This window comes from Desulfosporosinus shakirovi, assembly GCF_020595055.1.
In the GTDB taxonomy this organism is placed as follows: domain Bacteria; phylum Bacillota; class Desulfitobacteriia; order Desulfitobacteriales; family Desulfitobacteriaceae; genus Desulfosporosinus; species Desulfosporosinus shakirovi.
This window is the reverse complement of record NZ_JAJDOO010000026.1, coordinates 22,502-38,476: the sequence shown is the minus strand read 5'-3', so window position 1 is coordinate 38,476 and position 15,975 is coordinate 22,502. Positions and strand designations below refer to the sequence as shown.

The following is a 15,975-nucleotide window of genomic DNA, read 5'->3' as shown; positions in this document are numbered from 1 at the left end:
CCCCTGCAATTCCTTCGACCGGTTTAACTTTCCGCCAATTCATCCGCTAATTGGTAAATTGCTTCACGCAAACCGTTCCGGTATTTCATTTTAGGTAAGGCCTGTATATCTTTAGCATGGGCAAGGGTCTGATAACCGGAACTTGCTTGAGAGATAATGTCGCGGATTTGCCCGGTATCATCCAAATCCTGCAAACCGTAGCGATGACGGCTGAACAGCTCACGCATCCCCGCACTGGTGATAATATCCGTGATTCCCCACTTCACCCGGAAGTCAAGAAACATGCGATCCAGGCTAACATTGTTCGCCTGCCGGATGATTTGTTCACTGTCACTTAGCCGCGCAGGATACTTGAAGCCGGAACCTGCAGGCGGGAAGTAACCTTTGACGATGGCCACAGCCGCATTGATAATCTTCGTAGCATAGTTGCGGTCATCCAGCCCATTGGCAAATTGGTTGATTTTCTCTTGGGTCTCTTTGGCTTTTTCATTTTTGCCTTCGTGAACTTGGTTCAATAATTGTTCTACCAGCTCCGTAAGATAATCATAATCTACTTTAACATCCTTCACGTGGGTCATCCGCAGTTCGATTTGATAAAGAGGGATTTTTTTCTCTTTGACAATGTGGGACTTGAGTTCATTGGTTAAGACCGTTGTCAACATGACTTCCTGCTCTGAAGTCATCCCCAGCCTTTCTACTAGTTCATCCGGATTATCATAGTTAAATCCGACGTTTTCACCCTCAACTTCATCGGGATCATATTGCTTTAATTTTGCCATGCCTCTGTTATATTCACGGAGCAGTTCAAGCATATGGTCCTTTTGTTTTTCAGAGGGTGGCAGCTGTTGAAATCCAGTCGTCATGCTGCTCAATTTCCCAACTACTTCTTTCACTTCATTTAATACATCTTCAAATGGTTTAGCGATAATACCATCCTTTTGGTTAGACTTACGCTGTTCATCAACAGACAAAATGGCTGAGTCTTTATTGGCATAAACAGCCAGGGCTTTATTCATCAACTTCTCGTTTTGCGCAGGCCAGCGGTAATTGACCACACGTCCCCATGGTTTCTCTTGCATATCCGCAATACGATTCGTTCTGGAATAAGCTTGAATTAACCCGGCACCTTTCAGGGTTCTATCCACATAAAGGGTGTTCAGTTCCGGCGCGTCAAAACCGGTCAATAGTTGGTCCACCACAATCACCAAATCCAGGGATTTCCCGTCCGTAGCTGATTTATTTAACCGTGAAGTCACGTCTTGAGTGTAGCCTGAAACATCCTCCATCCCAAAAGCTGTGCCGAATTCAGCATTATACGCTTTCATGGCCTCGTGCAAGCCTTGATTTGCGGCTAACATGCTATCATTATTCGATGTATTTTGACTGAAGGTAACGGCGACTTTTAAGGTCTGCCCGCCCTTCTGCTTATGTTCTTCGTTAAGACGCTGAAACTCGTGAAAATACATCATGGCCATGGGCGTACTTGCCTTACCGCCACCTACGTGAGTGGTAAATAACGCATTATATTTGCCTCCATTGGAACGATTACGCCAATTTTTGAAAATGTCTTCCACGACCAACTTGATGTGATCCGGATTTTCATCGTAGAAACTGGGTTCAATGGCATCATCCATATCCTCTTGAGTGAGATGGTTGATTTTCTCTTGAATTTGCTCTTCCCTCCATTTAGGATGGCGCTCCCGGTAAAACCCAGGAAGATAGTTTTCTTTCATTTGTTTTTCATCAATGGTTGTCTCAAAGTCCACTTTGAAGCCCAAAACATTGCGGTCCGCAATGGCTTCACGAATGGTATAAGCGTGTAATAGGGGGCCAAAAATTTCTTCTGTGCGCAGCCCGCTGGTTGTTTCATCAAACATAGGGGTTCCGGTATAACCCACCCAAGCGGATTTCTTAAAAGCTTTTTGAATTGCCTTAAATGAGTCGCCGCCGGTTGAACGGTGGGCTTCATCCACGATAAATACGATGTTCTTATCCGGGGCTTTAAAAGTTTTGCGTTTCACCAACGTATCCAACTTTTGCACGGAAGTCACAATGATGTTATTGTCTTTACTTTTGAGCTTACGGCTCAAATCCGTCGTGTTGTCTGTGTTTTGAACGCTGCCCCAAGTGTCTTCTGCAGCATCCGGATCATAGGCTTGGTAGTTTTCCATGGTTTGCTTGGTTAAAGCGATTCTATCCACCACAAAGACAACCTTGTCCACTTTAGGCATACGGCTGGCCAGCCAGGCGGTTTTAAAACTGGTAATGGTTTTTCCCGAGCCGGTTGTGTGCCAGATATAACCAACCTTATTCATACCGAATTCAAAATCGACACCTTTTAAGCTCTCGATCACCTTTTGGGTCGCATACACCTGATAAGGACGCATCACCTTTAACATTTGTTTATTCTTTGTTCCGTCCAAAATCATGTAGTTGGTGGCCATTTGATGGGCCATGGGGATGGAAAGCATGGAATCCGCAAATTCCTTCCAGTTGCGCACGATGGTATTGTCACTCTTGCGCTGCCAGTTAAAGGCGAAGTCCTTATTGAATTTATCCGGCGTAGTATTGGCCATATACTTCACATTGTTGGGCGTGATGGCCACCAAAATCTGCAGCGTAGAGAAAATATCACGATACTGATTTTCATTGGCATATTGGTGCATTTGATTGAGGGCGTCATTGACATTACGTGTGTCACGCTTTTCCTCAATTTGAATGATGGGCAGACCATTAATCAAGAGGGTCGTGTCAAAATAGCACTTTTGTTTTCCAGTGATAACTGCCGGTCGATAAATTTGATTGACCACTTGATAAACCGTATCCCCGGCCCCGATTTGCTTTTGATCAAAAACCGTCAGGAAGACATGACGTCCATCATCTAAATCAATCTCGATTTGGGACACACCATTTAAGCCATACAAGAACTGCCCCGCTTCGTAAGGTGTCCGAAGGTCCGAGATGATTTTCTTCACTTGATTAAATTCCACAGCACTTAAAGGATGGTCAAGGGTGTTTTGATTGTGTTGTTCCAAGATCGCCTTAAAGTTATCCCAGAGTTGTGCTGTTGTTTTAATATTGGGTTCATAGTTCCACAGTTTGGTTTTCACTACATAATCAGCCTTTGCATCTTTGGCCATAAAGTCGCCGATGCCTTCCAGATGCTCCGGTTTGGCGATTGTGCCACTGGTCATGTACTGAATGAGTTCTGTTTCAAATTCCTTCTCCTTCATTTCCTGCTCGCCTCCCTAAGCTTTTCCAATACGATGATGGTTTCTGAATTTGCCGCTCTATTTCTTAAGGCTTCCAGCCGCAATTGGTTGAAATAAAGTTCACCGATCAGTCGCTGTGTTTCTATGGCCGGCAAATCCGGCAATTCAAGTTCTTTCACTTGTTTCAGCGTGTATTTTAGAACTTGAGAACCCTGCAAGCCCATTTGAACCTGTTTCTTAATGGATTGATCTTCATTAAGTAAGTAAACAAGATATTTCGCAGCAACCTTTTCGTCAGTTACTAACTTAACGTAGTTTTGCGTGTACAGATACCTCTGATGATTCACACCAACCAGAGTGGATTTTCCCGAGATCAAACTGAAAACCACGTCACCTGGACAAAGGGTATTTACCTTGTCAAAGGTTCGCACTTGTTTGCTGTCACGACGATTAGAATCCAGGCCAACCAAATCTTCTTCCAGATCGGATTGTCCATAATAGATGTAAAGTGGCGCTTTATCATCAAACACTTCTTTAATCCTAAATTGCGGCGAACCACTCACCAGCTCGACCACGTCCTCTAATCTTTTCATGAAAATTCGTGCCTTTCTTAAATTACATTTCTGTTACAGTCTATCAAATCATTTTGAAAATGCAAGCATTGGTTAGTTAGTATTAAAAAATACATTGAAAATTCTTTAAAGATCTTTGGTTGCATCAACCTTTTCTGGTGTCAGGTATTTTCTCGGCTATTTTGATTCCTCTACCGCATTGAGTGAATACGGTTTCTCCCAAGAACTGGCATGGCACAACGCATATCAATTTCTGAATATGTTCTCTAATATAAAAGCCATTGAATGTTATCTATACATCCAATGGCTAACGCGCACTCCACATGCCTTGAGGAGATAAAATGATGCCGTGTCAATCTACCACCACCGGCAATACAAAACGCTGTTCTTTCCCTTTTCAGTTTTGGTAAATCTTACCAAAATAATTATGGACATCCAAAGGTAACCTAAGTCTATAAATCAACAGGAGGTAATATTATGGACAATTTGCAGCAATTAAATCAAAACCAACCCCAGCCTATTCCGATTGAAGCTACACACCACAATTTAGCTAACATTCATGCAACATCCTCAGAAATAAGTCATCTTTGGGTAACGTATATGGCCGAATGTATGTCTGTGACCATGCTAAAACATATGGTCGCAAGATCCCTGGACCCAGCTTTTCATAAGGTTTTACAACTCGCTCTAGATGTAGCCAGCCAAAATATAAGCGCTATGGAGGGAATATTCAATGCCATCCATCACCCTGTTCCAAAGGGTTTTGGCGAAAAAGATGTTGATATAAATGCTCCACCCTTGTTTGCTGAAGAATTTTCGGTTAGGTATACAAAACTTATGACAAAATATATTTTAGCTAATCATACTTTAGCTTTTAGTGATTCTTCCCGCACCGATATTAAAAGCTTATTTTTTGAAGCTATCGGAAAATCAAGAGACGTTATTCAAAAAGTGGATCAAGTCCTCTTAGAGAAGGGGCTTTTCGCCAAGTCACCTAATATTGAACTTCCTGATCGCATAGAATTTGTCCATGATAAAACCTACTATGGCTCATTTTTCTCAAAAAGCGTTAGACCTCTGAACGCAATCGAGATTAGTAATATTTTCAATATCATGGATTTCAAGATCGGAATGAGAGCTCTAAAACAAGGTTTTGCCCAAGTTACAAAATCCAATCAAGTAAGAAATTTCCTCAACCATGGGATAACAATAGCCGATAAACAATTAGAAGTATTGGGCTCTTTATTAGAAAACGATGATTTACCTAAACCTAAAATTCTTAATGACCTCATTACAGACTCAACACAATCTCCTTACAGTGACAGACTTATGGTATTTCATACAACAATAGCTATGGCACGTATAATTTTAGCTTATGGAATTGGACTGACTGGTAGTTCAAGGAAAGATATTATTACGGACTTTACCCGTCTCACCTTAGAGATTTTGGAATTTGACAAGGATGGAGTAGACATAATGGTTGAGAATGGTTGGTTGGAACAAGTACCACAAACTATTAATCGTGCGAAATTAACTCATTAAATATTCAATCCCCCCCGAGAAGTCTACTAAAATCAAGGGCTATCCTCCTCGGAAAGGTATAAGGGAATAGGGTGCAAGCTTCCCTCTCCAGAACCAAAGGGCATGAATCCCATACCTTGACTTGGATTCATGCTCTTTGGTTCCTTGGGAAAAACATTCCTTTATCCAGCAGATGCTTTGTTAATTTAAACAAATTCGAACCAGAATATTACCCCATCATCGCCATTTTGAGCCCCATAGGAAAAGTGATATAGTTCCAGAATTGTACGGGAAATAGCTAGACCAAGGCCTGTGCCCTTTGTATTGCCGCGTGATGCATCCGCTTTTCTATAGGGCTGCCAAATTTCCCTCAGCTTCTCTTCAGGGATATAGCTGCCGCTATTATAAAATTCAAATCTATTGTCAGCTATACTTATCCGAATAGTTCCTCCATCAGGTGTGCTGTCAAGGGCATTGACAAAAAAATTGTCAACCACTCTGGCCAGTAAAGAATGATCAGCTTTGATCACTGCATCCCCTTCCAGGAGGGTCAGGATGGATTTTTCAGCACTTACTTGCTTGTAACGTTCAATTATTTCAGCACACACTTCACCAAGAGATACCTCCTCAAATTTTATTGGTAATAAATCAGACTCTAATCTTGATAACTCCAGCATTTCCCGGATTATCTTATCCATCCGATTGACATTAGTCCGGATACCAGCCGCATAGTGCTCCCGTTTCTCTGTCTGGACATTTTCCATAAGATTCTGGGCATACCCGGAAATAATACTTAAAGGGGTTTTCAAATCATGGGCTAAAGCATTGGTTGTTTCCTTGCGAAATCTTTCAAGCTCTTCCCTCTTTTGGTAAGTCTTATAAGTCTGGGCTGCAAGTATAAGGCCTGCCATAACGAAGGTTATCCAGCAGCTGACCCATACGAAAATCAAAGTCCCGGCACATTTATCCCAGAGATTCACATCACGGGCAAAAACTGTCCAGAATTCACTGTAATTGTTCTGGTCATCGGTTACTTTTACAGTATTCTGGTATGGCTGGGGCAAGTAATAGCGATAGGTCAGCCAATTAACCCTTTCACATAAGACAATCCCCGGCTGTTTAACAGCCTCCTTTAATTTTTCTTGATCCGACACCAAATTACGCAGATTGATTGCTTGCTCCTTATCCTGGAAACCCTCATTAACAGGCTGGATTTGACCATGTTCAAAATAGGGCAAGTTTTTGGTGTTTTCATAACCTGAAGTATAGACTATGTCATTTAAATGGGTTCCACCGCTTGACCTTACACTTCCCTCTTCATCAAAGGTTTCTGCATACATGGTCACAACACTTATTTTGTCAGGAATAATCATTTCATTATCCACCCAGAACCCCTCCAAATGAAGGGAATACCCGGAAAGATCACCAGCCTTTTCCGCCTTGGGATTGGCATTCAAGTAATTTTCCAGCTCGTTAATTTCTTTTTCCTTGAACCAATCCTTGGGGTTTAAAGATCCATTGCCTATATAATTTTTACTTCCTTCACGATACTCTGTATAGCTGCATAACCAGTTGTCATTGGTATTGAAAATCAGACGATAATCCCCTGAGAATATGGCGACTTCCGTCCCTAAATAGCCGAAAAAAGGCTTTCCCACTAATTCCTTTTTAAGCTTGCCCATATCCGCAAGCTGATTGTTACTGTCAAGATTATCCTGCAGTATACCACTGATGGTATTATTGACCTGTAAGGCTAAGGTGCGGAGTTCCCAGCCCCCCTCTTTCTTTTCCTGAGCTATCAGGAATAGGCTAAAGCCTGTCATAAGCACCAGGTAGGTGGCAAATAAAGCACCAAAAATGCGGATATAGATTGTCCGCTTAATTTTGTTCCGTTTCAATGTCTACCCCTCCAATTTGTACCCTCTCTTGATCACGGTTTTAACTTGCTTTGAGGCATCCCCTAAGGCCTTCCGCAATTTTTTTACATGGTTGTCCACCACTCTGTCATTCCCTTCAAAATCATATCCCCAAATTCGGATGAGCAGGCTTTCCCGGCTCACTAACCGACCGCAATTCTCCATGAGTATTTTTAGAACGGCAAATTCCATGGGGGCCAGGAATACCTCTGTGTCCTTGACCATAACCGTATAACGGTAGGGATTCAAGCTTATCCTCCCCGCTGTCATTACTTCGTTTCTCACCGTGCCTTTGGCCCGTCTAATCAGAGCCGTAACCTTGGCATAAAGCTCTGGGAGGGAAAAAGGTTTAACTATGTAATCATCACAGCCCAGATTATACCCATACAATCTATCCTGCTCCTGGTGCCTGGCCGTGATAAAAATAATAGGCACATTACTCCTTTTTCTAACCTCCCGGCAAATTGTAAATCCGTCCACCTCCGGCAGCATGACATCCAGCAGAACTAAATCATAGTCCTGGTCGAGACATTTTTGCTGACCTTCCTTCCCTGACTCGGCAGAATCTATCTTAAAAGTCCCCTCGCTTTTCTCCATAAAATAGTCTGTGATGATTTCTCTAATCTCTGGATCATCTTCAACCAATAAAAATTCAAAAGCCATTTTTTTCGCCTCCAAGTATAGGTTAGCACACCAATCTATCTTTTCTGTATCCTTGAAAAACTTTTTATGGTGTGCAAATACCTTCCTTAACCATAAATAATAACAAAAGAGGGGATACCCCCCTCAAATTTCACCCTATTATATTGACGGAATAAATGAAGTTGGATTTGCAGCGTCTGCATTGTATTTTGCCGGCTATGCTGCGCAGATCATTCAGCATGAGATCGATCACTGCGGAATCCTAATCTGAGCGTAAACAGAATTAAAGCCACACCATTTGACTTTATGTTTGGAGGGATTTCTTCTCCTGAATAGCCTGGTCTCTGTCCTTGACAGCCTGTTGCAATTCCACTCTGGTCATGCTTTCAACATCGTGCTTTGGATTTGGACGATATCACCTATTTTTTGCCTAAAAGATGCTCAATATTTTAGTCTTCGACTGGGTCATGTCAATAAAGGTTGTTCCTGTCCTAAGCACTGGTTTAGTGATCTCATATGGAGGAACATACACAATTTCAGCCCTCTCACCGTTCTCCAAAATCACATTCAAACCCGTTAAGTTCATGGCTAAATTTTTAAGAAAGACAGTTAATACTTCAATATCGAATATACCCATGCCGAGGGTTTGGAACATTTCAAAGGCCTCAAAAGGATTTACCCCTTTTTTGTAGACTCTATCCTGAGTCATAGCATCATAGACATCCGCAATAGCAATAATTTTAGCAAATAAATGGATTTCATTTTCACGTAAACCATAGGGATAACCTGAACCATCCGACCTCTCATGGTGTGAAAGCACACCTTCTTTAATCAATGGACTAATGTCCATCAATTCCTTGATGCTATAGTATCCCAGTAGCACGTGATTTTTCATGACATCGAATTCTTCTTCTGACAATTTTCCTTGTTTATTTAAGATCTCATCAGGCACGAAGACTTTTCCAATATCATGCAGCAACCCAACTTGTATGACTTCCTCAATTTCCCCATTTGATAAATTAAGCCATTTGGCTATGAGCATGGCATAAAAAGCAACATTGACACAGTGAGTATAAGTGTACTCGTCTTTGTCTTTAATATTATTTAGGTACTTAATAACATTGACACGATTCGTAATGTTTCCGAGCACTAACTTTGAAAGTTGTGTAATCTGGGTATAGTTTAATTTCTTACCTAAGGATAGTTCTCGCAGAACCTGTTTAAGGACTTGAGCGGCTTCTGCATAACTTGTCTGGATTAGTTCTTTCTCTCTATTAGTTTCTTCCTTCGGTACTAATGCATCCGAAGTATAAACCCAAACATGGGTAAGTCCATAATCAACTAAGCGATCTAGGATATATTGATTCAAAACTGAATCTTTGACAACCAAAGTGATACGATGATAGGTTTTTACATCTTCAGCAAGAATAGTTCCAACCTTACACTGGGAAACCTGCATTCTTATACTATCCATCGCTTCACCAACAGCTTTCCTTAAGATATATCTTCGACAAATGATAGGTTAATCTCAATTTGTGATTCATTCTCAAATAACAAGGGTATACATACCACAGCTGTATTGGGTATGCTCCATTGAATATTGTCTCAATTGGCTTAGCAGACTAAAATCACTTTAAAGACCTAACACTTTACTAATGGTTTGATATAGAAACTCTTCCTTAAACGGTTTAACCACAAAGGTTTTTGCTCCATTTATGATAGCCTCTTTGACCATTCCCTCCTGCCCCATGGCTGATACCATGATTACTTTAGCTTGAGGATCATGAGCCTTGATGGCTTTGAGTGCTTCGATACCGGACATCTCTGGCATGGTAATATCCATGGTCACAACATCAGGGTGTAATTCTTTATACATTTCAACGCCCATTAACCCGTTGGCAGCTTCCCCTACTATTTCTATATCATAATTATTCATCATATTTCGAATGGAAAGTCGCATGAAAGCCGCATCATCGACAATTAATAATTTCTTCATTTAACCTTCGCCTCTTTCAATTTGTTTTTTATTCCTTCCTATATACTGCAGGCATGATGTACTTAAACTTTGATTCTTCACGGTTAAGTGATTCTGAGTGTCCGATAAACAGGTAACCTCCATACTCCAATAAGTCGAAAAATTTATTAACCAATTCCCATTTTGTTTGGGCATCAAAGTAGATCATCACATTCCGGCAAAATATCACATGGAACTTACGCTTGAAGGGGAAGGAACTGTCCATGAGATTGAATTTTCTATATATCACTTCATTCCTTATCCTATCGACAAGGACAGATTTTTCATTGTCAATTTTCCTAAAATAGTTGAGCCGCCACTGAGCAGGAAGGGTAGCTATCTCCGCATTTTTATAGACACCTTTTTTTGCCTCTTCAAGCACTCTGCTTGAAATATCCGTCGCCAATACTTTGGCATCCCACAATAGTCTTTCTTTCCCGAAGAATTCATCGATAACCATGGCCAGGGTATATGGCTCTTCCCCGGAGGAACACCCAGCACTCCAAATCCTCAAATCCTTTGCCTTGACTTGGTTGGCCAGGTAAGGAAGCACTTGAGCTTTGCAATATTCGAAATGGTCGGTTTCCCTCATGAAGAAGGTATGGTTGGTCGTGATTTTGTTGATTAGGGTAGCTGCCCCATTTCCGGTTTTATCCGTAAGAATGTGCTCATAATACTCCGAGAAGTTTCTGAAGTTGTTTTGGATAAGCACATGATGAAGCCGACCGGTTACCAGAGCTCGCTTTTCCTCTTTCAAATTAATTCCGTAATTTGCTTTTATGTAAGCCGCCAATTGACTAAATTCTTGATTGGTCATTGTAAGCATAGAGTCACCTGCCTTTCAATGGTATGGAGCGCACCTTGCGGCTCACTCCATACCATTTCTTGTGTGCCTGAAACACATCCGCATACTGAACGAAAACCTTTGCGCCGGTTCAACGGAACTACTTGTTAATACTTACCGAATTCCTTGTCGCTTAAGACAATCTTCGTCTTTGTTGCAGCCGCCTCGGCATAGGCCTCTTGCATAGGGCTTGAATTTCGGTTTTTATTTTTGGACATACTCTCCAGCATTTCTAATAGTTCCGGACTTAATTCATCGAACTTGCCAGAGGTTTTTGTAGTCTGTCTAAGTTTAAATTTGCTAACCATTTCTTTTAAAAGTCCAGCCTGGCTGGAAAGTTCTTCACTTGCAGCCGCACTTTCTTCGGAAGTAGCGGAATTAGTTTGCACAACCTCAGATACCTGCATGATTCCCTGATTAATCTGTCCAATGCCTGTAGCCTGCTCATTGGAAGCAACCGCAATGTCATTGACAAGGTAGGCAACCTTTTCTATGCCGGTGACTATTTTAATGAGAGCCTCGGCAGTCTCTCTGGCGATCTTAGTACCTCCCTCAACCTTCTTGATGGAACCTTCGATCATATCTGTCGTTTCTTTGGCTGCGTTTGCAGAACGTGCGGCAAGGTTTCTTACTTCCTCTGCTACCACAGCAAAACCCTTACCATGCTGACCTGCCCTGGCAGCTTCGACTGCAGCGTTGAGAGCCAGGATATTAGTTTGGAAGGCGATTTCATCAATAACCTTGATAATTTTAGAAATATTTGCCGAAGAATCATTGATTTCTTCCATAGCTTTGAGCATTTCCTTCATTTGAGCATTACCCTCTACAGCGTTTACCTTGGCGTTTTCCGACAGTTCGTTAGCCTGATTGGCATTCTGGGCATTTAGCTTTGTCTGGGAGGATATTTCTTCAAGAGATGCCGTCAGCTCTTCGATGGAACTTGCCTGCTCAGTAGCTCCTTGTGAAAGGGCAATACTTGAATCTGATACCTGTTTCGATCCTGCTGCCACCTGTTCTGAAGCAGAGGCGATGTTCGATAGGATTTCATTATTATTGAGCACCATTTCAGACAACTTTTTACCGAGCAGGTCGTTGTCTGATTTAACATCAACCTCGACAGTCAGGTCACCCGAGGCTATCCTTTCAGCAGCCAAAGCCTGACCACGGATATTAGCTATCATCCTGTCAAAGGATTCTGCCAGGCTACCGATTTCATCCGTAGTGTCTGCCTCAACATTTACATTGACATCCCCAATTGCGAGCTTATCAGCTGCCTCAACCATTTTAGTAACTGGCTTGCTTATGATACGGGATATGAAGATACCAAGTATAATTGCAACTATCATTGCCGTCGCAACAACGACGATCATTATGATTACTGTTCTATCGGCCGTGGCCGAATAATCGTCTGACTTCTGATTTCCGTTAGTCACTTTGATCTCTTGCAGCTTATTTAGAGAATTATCAATGGATGTTGCTAATGTTTGAGCATCCCCGCGAAAAAGGGCATGTGCCTCGTCTATACGGCCTGCGACAGCACTTTGAATAATTTTATCTTCAATAGCCCTATATTTGACCAAATTTGACTTCATATCATTAAATTCAGACCTTGTCGCGTCGGTATTAATGGTTTTCTCAATTTCCGTTAAACTAATATCTACATTCTCATCATAGTTCTTAATATTATCTATATATTTGCTGCGATCTTCTTCTAACATCAAATCTCTTAAGTTACCACGCGTTCTTTGAAAATTTGACATTGCATCTCCAAGGGAACTTAATGGCTTCCCATACTGATCAAATAAGTCTGTATAATTTGTAACAGTACTCTTTATGTTGACAATACCAACAACACCAACAACGCCAGCCAAAATTGCAACAAGTATGAAGCTAATTATTAACTTCGCCGCAAGCCTTAAATTATAAAACCATTTCATATAAGAAATTCCTCCTCAAAATTATTGTACTTCACTTAAATCTTCCAGTTCATCTTCTGTCAGCAGCTTTTCACAATCCAGCAGCAGCTTCACATCGTTCCCCACTTTGCCAATATTTTTGATATACCTATTATTGAAGCCTTTATTCATTTTTGGAGGTTCAACAATCCCTTGTTCCGGAATTGTAAGCACCTCTGAAACACTGTCCACAATAAGTCCTATGGACACATCCTTGATGTCCACCACAATCACGCAGGTCCTATCGTTATACTCTCTGGCCTCTTTTTTGAAACGAAGCCTGACATCCATGACAGGGATGATCTTGCCTCTCAGATTAATTATGCCCTTGACATATTCGGGGAGTTCAGGGATTTCTGTGATAGCCTGGATACCTATGATTTCTGTTACGTATTTGATTTCAATACCATAGCTTTCCCGGCCCAGTGAAAAGGTTAAAAATCTACCTGTTTGAGTATCTTCCTCCAATTCCATAGTATTTTCAATAACGTCAGCCATGTCTTCATCCCCTTTCCATCTATACCACTAATTATTAAAAGGACGCCAAGATCCTTATAAACTTATTAACCCTGCAGTATCTAGGATTAGGCTGATGCTTCCATCTCCTAACAGTGTACATCCGGTCAGTCCGCTTATCTTTTTTAATCTCTGTATATATTCAGGCAAAGCCTTTACCACGACTTGCTGCTGACCTAAAAGTTCGTCTGCAAAGACACAAAGGGATTTCTTGTCATGTTCGACCATAATGATGATTCCATCGACAAAGTCAATAATCTCAGTCTTAACTCCATATAGCTCGTGCAGACGCAAGATCGGGTAGCACCGACCTCTTACCATAATCATTTCATGACTATCTGGGTCAGTGATTATGTCTTCTTCTTTTGGTCTGAAAGACTCCTTAATCGAGATAATGGGTATGGTATAACGGGAGTTTCCCACCTTGATATTCATCCCATCTATGATTGCCAGAGTCAGGGGAATTGCCAAGGTGATCGTCGTTCCTTTGTCCAAAGTGCTAGCTATGGAAACCGACCCTCCTACAGTCTCAATGTTCTTCGTGACCACATCCATCCCCACACCCCGTCCGGAGAATTCGGAGACACTATCTTTGGTGGAGAAACCCGGAAGGAAGATAAGATTGAAAATTTCCTTGTCTGTCATATCACCTTCAGACTTATAGAGCAATCCATTCTCCCTGGCCTTCTTCAGAATCCTATCCTTACTCAATCCCTTTCCATCATCTTTTACAATAACAAGGACATCACTTCCGGCGTTTTTTGCTTCCAAAGAAATGGTTCCGCCCTGTACCTTACCTTTGGCCTGCCTGTCTTCAGCGGATTCAATCCCATGGTCAAGAGCATTCCGCACCAGGTGCATCAGCGGATCGGAGATATGCTCAATGATATTCTTGTCAACTTCCGTCTCCTCACCAATAATCTCAAGTTGCACTTCCTTACCCAGTTTTTTGCCCATATCTCGTACTATCCTGTGCATTTTATGGAAGGTCGCTGTGAGAGGGACCATGCGAATCGCCATGACCATGTCCTGCATCTCGCTTGTGATTTTGCGTAACTGCCGTGCAGCCTTTTGGAAGTTGTCCAACTCCAGGCCGTTTAAATCTGGGTTCTGGATAACCATGGCTTCGGCTATCACCATTTCTCCCACTAAATCCATCAGCTGGTCTAATTTAGCGACGCTAACATTGATAATACTCTGCTGGGTTACCGCAGAATGAATTTCTTTCCCTTCAAAGTCCCTGGTCACCCGGTCTCGATTCGAAGAATCAGAAACTTTATCTGAGCTGTCTTCCAGCAAAATTTTCCTTTCTAAGTCTTGATTATTTAATAGATCACTATTTTGCGCCTGGGTTAACTGAAGGTCCTTTAAATAGATTGTTTGAATCAGAACTCTATGAATTTCTTCCCAGGAACGATCTGTTTTTAGAAATAGTGTAAATCCTTGTTCACCAATAGCTCGGGCACTATCCTCATGATCGAGATCCTCCGGCACATGGTAATACTCCTCCATAAGATCTCCCAGATCATTAACCACCCCAAAGGCTCGCAGGTTTTCCATGCCACAATCTGGTTCGAAACGAAGGGTTGCCTGAAATGTGTTCTGTAAGGACGTGGTTTCCCTACTAACTTTACTTATGTAATATTGTTGCTTCTCCGGGGAAGGATTTTCATGAGAGTCTGTTTGACCCGCAAAATTCATTGCTTCGGGGCTGGAATCTTGACCTTTGATCGAGGCTTGAAAGACTCGCAAACTATTAATTAATTCAGAAGGATTGCCGTCTGCTTCATCTCCATTTCTAATTTTATGGATCTCCACTTTGATGAAATCAAGCCCCTCAAACACTAAATCTGATAAATCCGTATAGTCAACATTCTGGGGCTTGTCCTCACGCAGGACAAAAAAGAGATCTTCCATAGAATGGGCCAAGGTTGAGATAGTGTTAAAGAGCATCATTGCTGAGGATCCTTTGATGGTATGCATTATTCTAAAGATCTCATTGATGGCGTCGGAAGTATAAAAGCCGGACCTTTCATTAGCTATGATCAAGCTTTCCATTTGCTCAATCAGTTGCATTGATTCAAAAATGAAGAGATCCAGCATAGGTTCATTGACAAACCCGTTCGACAATTTAATCCCCCCCTTCTAACTTGGAGTTCACTTTAAATACCTAGCACATCATAAATTATTTGATTGAAAAACTTCTCTTTAAATGGTTTAACGATAAATGTTTTTGCGCCACTGCGTATAGCTTCTATAACCATCCCCTCCTCTCCCAAGGACGAGAGCATGATCACCTTTGCCTGAGGGTCAAAGGCCTTAATTTTCTTGAGAGCCTCAATACCCGTCATTTCCGGCATGGTAATATCCATGGTCACAACATCAGGGCGAAATTCTTTATACATTTCAACGCCTATCACTCCATTGGCAGCTTCTCCGACGATTTCTATATCATAATGATTCATCATATTTCGAATGGTAAGCCGCATGAAAGCTTCATCATCCACAATAAGCAATTTCTTCATCTAACTTCACCTCTCCTATCCTATCCCGTGTTACTTAGGGCTTTTTAGTATAAAAGAATAAAGAAATCGCCATCCTAAACAGGCATGGCGACGACAAAGGCTTTGTTAATAGCAAAGTAATATACATGGTAACCCGGCTATCTTCAGCTTAACATGGAAGACCCATGGCTTTGCGTCCTTGGCTTTCACCAAGTTTGCCTTTATCTATCGTTTTGAAGTTTTTAATTATAACTATTGCAATCTCCCTTCACTGATTCT

At 41.6% G+C, this 15,975-nt stretch carries 12 protein-coding genes and 1 riboswitch; of the genes, 1 reads left to right on the top strand and 11 read right to left on the bottom strand.

The features are described 5' to 3' along the window. Nucleotides 1-23: 23 nt before the first annotated feature. Nucleotides 24-3,233 (bottom strand): type I restriction endonuclease subunit R, encoded by a 3,210-nt coding sequence (locus LJE72_RS18690; RefSeq protein ID WP_229249513.1) that lies wholly within the window; start codon nt 3,231-3,233, stop codon nt 24-26. Then, on the bottom strand, nt 3,230-3,805 hold the full coding sequence (locus LJE72_RS18685; protein ID WP_229249512.1) for a restriction endonuclease subunit S domain-containing protein: 576 nt from the start codon (nt 3,803-3,805) through the stop codon (nt 3,230-3,232). The genes LJE72_RS18690 and LJE72_RS18685 overlap by 4 nt, the downstream gene beginning before the upstream one ends. Before the next feature lie 456 nt (nt 3,806-4,261). On the opposite strand from LJE72_RS18685, the gene LJE72_RS18680 reads away from it, so the two are divergent. Further along, nucleotides 4,262-5,326: a DUF3231 family protein gene (locus LJE72_RS18680; protein WP_229249511.1), complete on the top strand. Its 1,065-nt coding sequence runs from the start codon at nt 4,262-4,264 to the stop codon at nt 5,324-5,326. 185 nt (nt 5,327-5,511) lie between these two features. On the opposite strand, the gene LJE72_RS18675 is transcribed toward LJE72_RS18680, so the two are convergent. From LJE72_RS18675 to LJE72_RS18635, 9 genes are all read right to left on the bottom strand, one after another. Continuing rightward, nucleotides 5,512-7,203 (bottom strand): sensor histidine kinase, encoded by a 1,692-nt coding sequence (locus LJE72_RS18675; RefSeq protein WP_229249510.1) that lies wholly within the window; start codon nt 7,201-7,203, stop codon nt 5,512-5,514. Nucleotides 7,204-7,206: 3 nt separating this feature from the next. Continuing rightward, nucleotides 7,207-7,884 (bottom strand): response regulator transcription factor, encoded by a 678-nt coding sequence (locus LJE72_RS18670; RefSeq protein WP_229249509.1) that lies wholly within the window; start codon nt 7,882-7,884, stop codon nt 7,207-7,209. Between the two features lie 409 nt (nt 7,885-8,293). After that, a complete protein-coding gene (locus tag LJE72_RS18665; protein WP_229249508.1) occupies nt 8,294-9,337 on the bottom strand; it encodes an HD-GYP domain-containing protein in 1,044 nt (347 codons plus the stop codon). A 159-nt stretch (nt 9,338-9,496) separates the two neighbouring features. Continuing rightward, nucleotides 9,497-9,859, bottom strand: a complete 363-nt coding sequence (locus tag LJE72_RS18660; RefSeq protein WP_229249507.1) for a response regulator — start codon at nt 9,857-9,859, stop codon at nt 9,497-9,499. A gap of 28 nt (nt 9,860-9,887) precedes the next feature. Then, nucleotides 9,888-10,703: a CheR family methyltransferase gene (locus tag LJE72_RS18655; protein ID WP_229249506.1), complete on the bottom strand. Its 816-nt coding sequence runs from the start codon at nt 10,701-10,703 to the stop codon at nt 9,888-9,890. Nucleotides 10,704-10,828: 125 nt separating this feature from the next. Beyond that, complete coding sequence (locus tag LJE72_RS18650; RefSeq protein ID WP_229249505.1) at nt 10,829-12,658, bottom strand: methyl-accepting chemotaxis protein; 1,830 nt, start codon at nt 12,656-12,658, stop codon at nt 10,829-10,831. Nucleotides 12,659-12,679: 21 nt separating this feature from the next. Beyond that, the gene (locus LJE72_RS18645) at nt 12,680-13,174 is read right to left on the bottom strand and encodes a chemotaxis protein CheW (protein WP_229249504.1); all 495 of its coding nucleotides are present in this window, start codon (nt 13,172-13,174) and stop codon (nt 12,680-12,682) included. Nucleotides 13,175-13,228: 54 nt separating this feature from the next. Further along, on the bottom strand, nt 13,229-15,322 hold the full coding sequence (locus tag LJE72_RS18640) for a chemotaxis protein CheA (protein WP_229249503.1): 2,094 nt from the start codon (nt 15,320-15,322) through the stop codon (nt 13,229-13,231). A 32-nt stretch (nt 15,323-15,354) separates the two neighbouring features. Continuing rightward, entirely contained in the window at nt 15,355-15,717 is a 363-nt protein-coding gene (locus tag LJE72_RS18635; protein ID WP_229249502.1) for a response regulator, read from the bottom strand. A 124-nt stretch (nt 15,718-15,841) separates the two neighbouring features. Further along, nucleotides 15,842-15,926, bottom strand: a riboswitch (cyclic di-GMP riboswitch). Nucleotides 15,927-15,975: the final 49 nt, after the last annotated feature.